The organism is Limosilactobacillus gastricus PS3 (genome assembly GCF_000247775.1).
GTDB classification, from domain to species: Bacteria; Bacillota; Bacilli; order Lactobacillales; family Lactobacillaceae; genus Limosilactobacillus; species Limosilactobacillus gastricus_A.
In genome coordinates this window covers 1-8,535 of record NZ_AICN01000057.1, presented here as the reverse complement: position 1 = coordinate 8,535, position 8,535 = coordinate 1, and the positions used below count along the sequence as shown (strand labels likewise).

The 8,535-nt window shown below is 43.1% G+C and carries 7 protein-coding genes and 1 other annotated feature; of the genes, 4 read left to right on the top strand and 3 right to left on the bottom strand.

What is annotated here, in order from left to right:
* Positions 1 to 207 precede the first annotated feature (207 nt).
* Both PS3_RS06585 and PS3_RS06580 read right to left on the bottom strand, forming a co-directional pair.
* On the bottom strand, positions 208 to 657 hold the full coding sequence (locus PS3_RS06585; RefSeq protein WP_007122435.1) for a Fur family transcriptional regulator: 450 nt from the start codon (positions 655 to 657) through the stop codon (positions 208 to 210).
* 83 nt (positions 658 to 740) lie between these two features.
* Positions 741 to 1,469 carry a hypothetical protein gene (locus PS3_RS06580; protein ID WP_007122434.1) on the bottom strand — a complete coding sequence of 243 codons (729 nt, stop codon included), beginning with the start codon at positions 1,467 to 1,469 and terminating at the stop codon, positions 741 to 743.
* Between the two features lie 214 nt (positions 1,470 to 1,683).
* Here PS3_RS06580 and metK point away from each other — a divergent pair, with 214 nt between their 5' ends.
* The gene (gene metK, locus PS3_RS06575) at positions 1,684 to 2,871 is read left to right on the top strand and encodes a methionine adenosyltransferase (protein ID WP_007122433.1); all 1,188 of its coding nucleotides are present in this window, start codon (positions 1,684 to 1,686) and stop codon (positions 2,869 to 2,871) included.
* A gap of 21 nt (positions 2,872 to 2,892) precedes the next feature.
* Here metK and PS3_RS06570 read toward each other — a convergent pair whose 3' ends face one another.
* The gene (locus PS3_RS06570) at positions 2,893 to 3,510 is read right to left on the bottom strand and encodes a phosphatase PAP2 family protein (RefSeq protein WP_050950879.1); all 618 of its coding nucleotides are present in this window, start codon (positions 3,508 to 3,510) and stop codon (positions 2,893 to 2,895) included.
* Positions 3,511 to 3,597: 87 nt separating this feature from the next.
* Positions 3,598 to 3,796, top strand: a binding site (T-box leader).
* 76 nt (positions 3,797 to 3,872) lie between these two features.
* On the opposite strand from PS3_RS06570, the gene leuS reads away from it, so the two are divergent.
* The 3 genes from leuS (at position 3,873) to PS3_RS06555 (ending at position 8,436) form a co-directional block, all read left to right on the top strand.
* Positions 3,873 to 6,299: a leucine--tRNA ligase gene (gene leuS, locus PS3_RS06565; protein WP_007122432.1), complete on the top strand. Its 2,427-nt coding sequence runs from the start codon at positions 3,873 to 3,875 to the stop codon at positions 6,297 to 6,299.
* 162 nt (positions 6,300 to 6,461) lie between these two features.
* The gene (locus PS3_RS06560; RefSeq protein WP_040468468.1) at positions 6,462 to 6,722 is read left to right on the top strand and encodes a type II toxin-antitoxin system HicB family antitoxin; all 261 of its coding nucleotides are present in this window, start codon (positions 6,462 to 6,464) and stop codon (positions 6,720 to 6,722) included.
* Between the two features lie 64 nt (positions 6,723 to 6,786).
* Positions 6,787 to 8,436 (top strand): putative polysaccharide biosynthesis protein, encoded by a 1,650-nt coding sequence (locus PS3_RS06555; protein WP_007122431.1) that lies wholly within the window; start codon positions 6,787 to 6,789, stop codon positions 8,434 to 8,436.
* Positions 8,437 to 8,535: the final 99 nt, after the last annotated feature.

Below are 8,535 nucleotides of genomic sequence, written 5' to 3'. Positions count from 1 at the left end.
GTAAGCCTCAATTGGTGAGAGCTTTTCCGAACATTTAGCCTGCATGATGGCAACCGCTAAATCATGGGAGCGTTGTTCATTAGAAATCAAATTTTGTCACCTCACTTTTCATTATCATATATGAACATATAGTTATCGTCAATCGACCAAGCCATAACATCTTAATATATTGCCTTAGGCAAAAAATAAAAGAAGTCTAATTCAAAATTAGGCTTCTTTTTGTTGGCATTCCGGACAAATTCCGTGAACCTCAACATCTGATTTGGTCACGAGGTACTCCGTTTGTTTAGCAGCTACCTGGCGTAACCGTAATTCCATGTCCCGATATTCGTCGTCAAAAACATCGGTAATCTTACCACAACGATCACAAACCACGTGAAAATGTGGGTTCCCAAAGTAATCGTAGTGAGTACTACCATCACCATTCGATAATTCAATTACTAAGTGTTGATCGATCAACAAATTAAGGGTGTTATAAATCGTCGCAATACTAATAGAAGCATCCGTGTCTTGCAAATCATCATAAATCATTTCGACACTCGGATGGGTATGGTGAGTCACTAGATAATTTAAAATCAGTTTTCGTTGGGAGGTCAACCGAACGTGATTTTGATGCAAAATATCAAGGGCGTGTTGGTATTCTTCAGCTTCAGACAATTTATCGCCTCCTTATTAAATCTTTTGATTATATTATAACACGATGAGAAGAAAATAGAATCATTTTAAACAAGACTAAAGCTTTAAGTCCAGTAGATCAGGACCATAATTAATAGTTGCACTGTACTTAAGGCAGCCAAGTAAGGAGTTTGCTTCCGAATTGATAAGAGCCAAAACCAAGAGATAACCACCGCCACAAGGGCTAAGATCATGCCAATCCCTAGTGGTCGGGTTAAGATGGCGATCAGTAATAAGGCCCCGACAATGGTAATAAAGATTGATTGAATCCGGGTAACACGAATGAAGAAGGGAGTTAAAAACATCCAAGTCGTTAGGGCTAGGGGCAGACAGTATATTAAGGCGCTCCAAGCAAAACGATGGGTGACAAGATAAACAGCAGCCACGGGAATCGACAGGGTGAAGAGGCCCCCAATGGTGATTAACCCAATCGTATTGCGCAGATAAGTGGCAGGAAGTTGAATAATAAATAAATATAATGGTAGGAGCATTAATAAAGCCATGATAATCGGCCGATTAAAGAAACCAATAAAAGCGACAATTAATGATAAGATAATGGGTCCCAAAGAGAGGATGGAAACAAAGTCATGCGCACTCGCAATCGTAAAGGAGAGAGCGATGCACAGAATATATAAGATTAAAGCCGCAAAGTTAGTGGTATAGGTGGCATGACTGGTTAAGCTTTCAATGTAGCTGAAGGGTGCCACTAACCAGGTAAATGAAAGGGCTAAAACTGATAATAGTACGGATGACCAAGTAAGGTCTTGCAATTCCGTTTTGACTTGATTCCACATAGGGCCAAAACTCCTCTTCATAAAAGTGTCGTTACAAAGTATATTTTAACATAAATTTAAATTCCAAAATGAAAAATTGATTAGTAAATTCGACAGTGGTATGATGGTTATCGTTATAAAGCAATTCCCGATGGGGGATCAGTCGATAGCTTGAACTGATCGCTGCCTTGTAACCGCTGCAAAATGTTTTATTTTTAGGGGGAATTATCTACAAATGAAGGAAAAACATTTATTTACGTCGGAATCCGTTTCGGAAGGTCATCCTGATAAAATCGCCGATCAGATTAGTGATTCAATCTTAGATGCCTTATTAGCGCAGGATCCACAAGCCCGGGTCGCCGTAGAAACTTCAGTCACCACTGGGTTAGTCCTCGTCTTTGGGGAAGTTTCGACATCAGCTTACGTTGACGTGCAAAGCGTTGTGCGGAATACGATTAAAGAAATTGGTTATACGGATGGTAAATACGGTTTTGATGGTGATAATTGTGCTGTCATTGTAGCCTTAGATGAACAATCATCCGATATTGCCCAAGGGGTTGATGACTCTTGGGAAATTCGGGATGGGGAAACGGATTCACTGGACCAAATCGGGGCTGGGGACCAAGGGTTGATGTTTGGTTATGCTACCAACGAAACTCCAGAATTTATGCCGCTACCTTTAATTTTAAGTCATAAATTGATGCGTAAAATTGCTCAACTGCGCAAGGACCGGGTCATTCCATACTTACGTCCCGATGCCAAGGCTGAAGTTACGGTGGAATACGATGATAACGATCAACCGGTTCGGATTGACACGGTCGTCTTGAGTACTCAACATGATCCAGAAGTAAGTCTGGAACAAATCCAAGCGGACGTAAAGGAGCAGGTCGTTAAAGCCGTAATTCCTAACGAATTATTGGACGATCAAACCAAGTACTATATAAACCCAACGGGGCGCTTTGTCATTGGTGGCCCGCAAGGGGATGCTGGTCTAACTGGTCGGAAGATTATTGTCGACACTTATGGTGGGGCTGCTCACCATGGTGGTGGTGCCTTTTCCGGTAAGGATGCCACGAAGGTGGACCGGTCAGCTAGTTATGCTGCCCGCTACATTGCCAAGAATTTGGTAGCGGCTGGTTATGCTGATAAGTTGGAAATCCAAATCGCTTATGCCATCGGGGTAGCAACTCCAGTGTCCATTTCGATTGATACCTTTGGAACTGGCAAGAAATCCGAAGCTGAATTAATTGATGCCGTACGCCAAACCTTTGATTTGCGGCCAGCTGGTATTATCAAGATGCTTGATTTACAACGGCCCATTTACAAGCAAACGGCGGCCTATGGGCACTTTGGCCGGACCGACATTGATTTGCCATGGGAACAATTAGATAAAGTTGATGCCTTAAAGTCAATTTTAGGGTAGTAAAAAAGATCGGTGAAAAAATCATCGATCTTTTTTGATGTAATCAAAGATTAGATCCAGTCCACTGATGATCATTAAGCCCAGACTCCAACCAGCAATCACATCAGAAAGGTAATGGGCCCCCACGTAGAGACGGGAGAAGCCAACCAAGAAAATTAAAATCGCCAAGAGGATCATCAGGCCGGTTCGCCACCGGTAATGACTACGGGATAGGAATAGAATGAGGCTTCCAAAAACTACCATGGCAGTTGCGGAATGACCACTCGGGAAGCTAAAGCCACTGTAATGTAAGAGAATATTGACACTGGGGCGCGGCCGATTCACAATGGCTTTAATCACATGATTGATGAGGGTGCCAGAAAAAATGGTCGTGGCTACTTGCAAGGCTCGCCAACGATTGGTTAAGTACCAAACACTCAAAATCGTTAGAGTAATAATAAATGCCCCTAGAGTGGGGTCAAACAAGCGGGTAATTCCCACCATGATGGTGGAAAGCCAAGGGTTTCGCCACTGATTTACCAACTGGCGGATTTGTTGATCCCCGGTTTGGATCAGGGGGACCTGCAAAGTGATTAGAAGGGTAATGAGGCTAAAGATCAGGGTTGCTCCACTGAGAATGATCGCACGACGCTGGTTCATAAATGTATCCTTTAATATTTATTTAATTTGATTCTAACATACTCTTGCAATGGACGAATGAATTTGCTAATATTAAATGCAATATTTAGACTATCAAGGGACTAGTAATTATTAGCCACTTTTCAGAAACTGAGTGGTAGTTGAGAACTCAGATTTGACTGATGATGAACTCACCCAAGGGATTATTGCTGAAAATAGTAAGCAATAACGTTTCTCCACGTTATGGAGCTAAGCGCTACAGTAATGTAGAATCATGGGTGGTACCGCGGAGAAATTCGTCCCGTAATGCAAGGTTGCTTGTGTTGCGGGATTTTTTTAATTTGATGGTTTAAATGTCGATCTAAAATCAAAGGAGCTCAATCATGGGATACGATCATAGTACGATTGAAAAGAAATGGCAACGCTATTGGAAACAACACAAGACTTTTAAGGCTGACATCAATAAGGATCAAAAGAAATTTTACGCGCTTGATATGTTTCCATATCCATCTGGTCAAGGTTTACACGTTGGTCACCCGGAAGGATACACGGCCACTGATGTGATGTCACGAATGAAACGGATGCAAGGCTACAATGTCTTACACCCGATGGGCTGGGATGCCTTTGGTTTGCCTGCGGAACAATATGCTTTAAAGACGGGGCATAATCCGGCAGATTTCACTAACCAAAATATTAATCATTTCCGTGATCAAATCCAAGCCCTTGGTTTCTCTTATGACTGGGATCGCGAAGTTAATACGACGGATCCAGAATATTACAAGTGGACCCAATGGATTTTTGAGCAACTTTATAAAAAAGGCTTAGCCTATGAAGACGAAATTATGGTTAACTGGGCCCCTGATTTCATGGGTGGTACCGTTGTTGCCAATGAAGAAGTCATTGATGGGAAAACTGAACGGGGCGGCTACCCAGTTTATCGGGTCCCAATGCGTCAATGGGTATTGAAAATCACGGCATATGCAGATCGCTTGATTGATGACTTGGATCTGGTTAATTGGCCTGAATCGGTTAAAGAAATGCAACGGAATTGGATCGGCCGCTCAGTAGGGGCTTCGATCAAGTTCCAAGTGGCTGACCATGCTGATCAAGAAATAGAAGTCTTTACGACTCGTCCTGATACCTTATTTGGGCTATCATATGTGGTCCTAGCACCAGAGCTTGATTTAGTGAACGAATTAGTGACGCCAGAACAAGCAGCAGCTGTTAAGGAATATCAAGAACAAACCTCGCGACGGTCTGATTTGGAACGGACGGACCTGAATAAGGATAAGACGGGGGTCTTCACGGGAGCTTACGCCATTAATCCGGTTAATGGTCAAGAAGTGCCAATTTGGATTAGTGATTATGTCCTTGCTTCGTACGGGACTGGAGCCGTGATGGCTGTACCGGCTGGTGACCAACGGGATTGGGACTTTGCCACTAAATTCGGCTTGCCAATTCCAAGTATTTTTGAAGGTCATGACACGAGTGAAGAAAGTGAAGCCTTTACAGGTGATGCGCCGCACATCAATTCTGACTTCTTAAATGGCTTGAACAATCAAGCCTCCTTGGATGCAATGATTAACTGGCTGGAAGACCATGATTGTGGTGGAAAGAAAGTTAATTATCGTTTGCGGGATTGGATCTTCTCTCGGCAACGTTACTGGGGAGAACCAATTCCAGTCATTCATTGGGATGATGGGGAAACCACGCTCGTTCCAGAAGATGAATTACCACTGCGCCTGCCAAAGACTGACAACCTCGAACCATCTGGGACGGGAGAAAGTCCCTTAGCTAATATTGAAGATTGGGTCAACGTCTACGATGAAAATGGTCGCCATGGGCTTCGGGAAACGAACACGATGCCACAATGGGCGGGCTCATCATGGTACTGGTTACGCTATACAGATCCTCAAAACAAGGATGCGTTTGCCTCAAAAGAAGCATTAGATTACTGGTCACCAGTTGATCTTTATGTTGGTGGGGCAGAACATGCGGTGCTACACCTCCTGTACGCTCGTTTCTGGCACAAAGTTCTCTATGACTTAGGCTATGTCCCAACCCCAGAGCCATTCATGAAATTAGTCAACCAAGGGATGATCTTGGGGGCTAACCATGAAAAGATGAGTAAATCCAAGGGGAACGTGGTTAATCCGGATGATATCGTGAATCAATATGGGGCCGATACGCTACGCTTATATGAAATGTTCATGGGCCCAATTGAGGAATCCGTTCCTTGGGATGAAAAGGGCCTGCATGGATCCAACAAGTGGCTTCATCGGGTATGGCGGCTCTTGATGGATGAAAACAACCATCTTCGTGACCGAGTTTCCAACTACAATGATGGGAAACTTACCAAGATTTACAATCAAACGGTTAAGAAGGTGACGGAAGACTTTGAACGGATGCATTACAATACTGCCATTTCTCAACTCATGGTCTTTGTAAATGAAGCTTACAAGGTTGATGACCTGCCAGTAGAATACATGGAGGGCTTTGTGAAGATGATCTCCCCATTGGTTCCACACATGGCTGAAGAAATCTGGAGTCACTTCCACGAAAGCGATACAATTGCCTACCAACCATGGCCAACTTATGATGAAAACGAATTGGTTGAAGACGAAGTTGACATTGTGGTCCAAGTTAACGGGAAAGTGCGGGCCAAAATCAAGATGGCTCGGGATATTGACCAACAAGATGCTGAAGACATTGCTTTAGCCGATGATAATGTGAAGGCCCACGTAGCTGGCAAGGAAGTTGTCAAAGTAATTGTCATTCCAAACCGGATTGTTAATATTGTTGTGAAGTAAAAATCAGAAACTGGTAAAAAAGCAATCAGGCGCCCCATAGGACTAACCTAGAACGAATGTTTGTACAGAATGGACTGACATGAGTTCGTAGTTAGGCTCATGGGGCGCGCTTTTTGACCGTAATTACTAGTGTGATTCAGTGGAAATTAAAAGGAGGCACTCATGGAACAAGTTGCTTATCCAGCTATCATTACCCAGACAGCGAGTTTAACTAAGATTTATTTTCCTGATTTACCTGATGCTTCGGTGGAAGATGCTGACTACGATCGGGCGCTTTTACGGGCTAAAATCGGCTTAGCCTTAATTATTAGTGACTTGCAAAGTCATCATGAAAGGGTGCCGCAACCGGGAACAAACAAGCACTATCATCGATCCCCAAAAGATAAGATTATGTTAATTCAGACCGATCTAGATCAATACTGATTGCTGGATCTATCAAATCACGATAAAATAGTTGGGATTGAATAAAAAAGTTAGAGGAAAGAATATGAAAGCTGAAGCGCCGGAGCATCAAAGCGAAGTATCTTCGACTAGCGATGCCACCCGTAAAATGGTTACTGGATCGGCCTGGATGACCGCGGGAAGTATTACATCACGAATTTTAGGAGCCTTATATGTTATTCCTTGGGTAACCTGGATGGGAGTATACAGCGATCAAGCTAATGCTGCATATGCCAAGGGATATAATATTTATCAATATTTTATTATCTTGGCTTCAGCGGGTATCCCGTCGGCGATTTCTCAAATGGTTGCCGACTATAACGGGAGAGGTCAGTATTTAACCAGTAAACGCTTATATCGTTCGGCTATGTATGTGGCCATGTTTACTGGGATCTTCTTTATGTCGGTAATGTATTTTGGAGCGGGGATTTTAGCCCAAGGGGATGCCAATGTCGTTCCTGTTATTCGCGCCTTGGCTTGGGCAATCTTGATTATTCCTGCGATGAGTATCTCACGGGGCTATTTACAGGGATACAATTGGATGGCGCCTTCCGCCATTTCCCAATTTATTGAACAATTATTACGGGTTGGCTATATGTTAGGGGCCACCTACTTTGTGATGAAAATAGGCTCAGGGAATTGGGTTTCGGCGACTGCTCAATCGACTTTTGCTGCCTTTATTGGAGCGATCGGCGCATGTTTGGTTTTATTGGTGGCAGAACTTCGTGAACGCCGCGAAATTGATGAATTAGTTAAGACCTCTCATGGCGACCAGGATATTTCAACCCTTAAGTTAATTGGCCAAATCATCTATCGGGCCATTCCCTTTATCATTATTGAATCTGGAATTTCCCTATTCTTGTTAATTGATCAGTATACCTTCCCAGTAATTATGCATATGACGGGGACTTATACAAAATTACAGGTTAATACCTTGTATGCTCTCTTTGCTTTTAACACGAATAAAATTTATATGATTATTGTTTCGCTGGGGACGGCACTAGCAGCGACCGCCATTCCCTTATTGGCCAGTGCACGCGCCAAAAATAATCTAGCGGAAACTCAACACCAAATTGAAAAGGGATTATTATTGTTCTATTTTGTGATGATTCCAGCTTCCTTAGGGTTGTCAGCTGTGGCCCAACCAGTATACACGGTCTTTTACCGGTATAGTGCTGCCGGGACTGCGGTCATGTCCTTTGCCGCCTTTATGTCAATTCCCTATGGGGTATACACCGTGGCAGCCGCGATGATGCAGGGGATTTCTGAAAATAAGAAGATGATGACCTATTTAGGAATTGGGATTATCATTAAGTTCATATTGCAATATCCTTTTGTTAAATGGTTTACAGGATTAGGACCCCTATTATCAACTGCCGTGGCCATGTTAATCGTCATTGGAATGGTATATGGGACTTTCCATCGTCGGTATGGCGTTCATTTTTCAGAAATGACGAAGCCCACGAATCAGATTATCATTGCTTCTTTAATTATGTATGTGATTGTGCGCGTGGTAATGTGGGGAATTGGGTTGTTTATTAGTCCTTATGGACGTTATACGGCCTTCTTCTCCCTGATTCCTGGTGTTGCTATTGGAGGAATCGTGTTTGCTTACCTCGTCCTTAAATTTGGGGTAGCGGAATATCTTTTAGGACCACGGATTAATGGTCTCAAAGCCAAATTGCATATTAAATAAACAAGCAGGGAAAAAAGCATTTGGACTCGTGGGCGCGCTTTTTGACCGTAATTACAAGTGTGATCTAAGAAAAAGTCCAGAAGGAAACGGTGAAGTTTC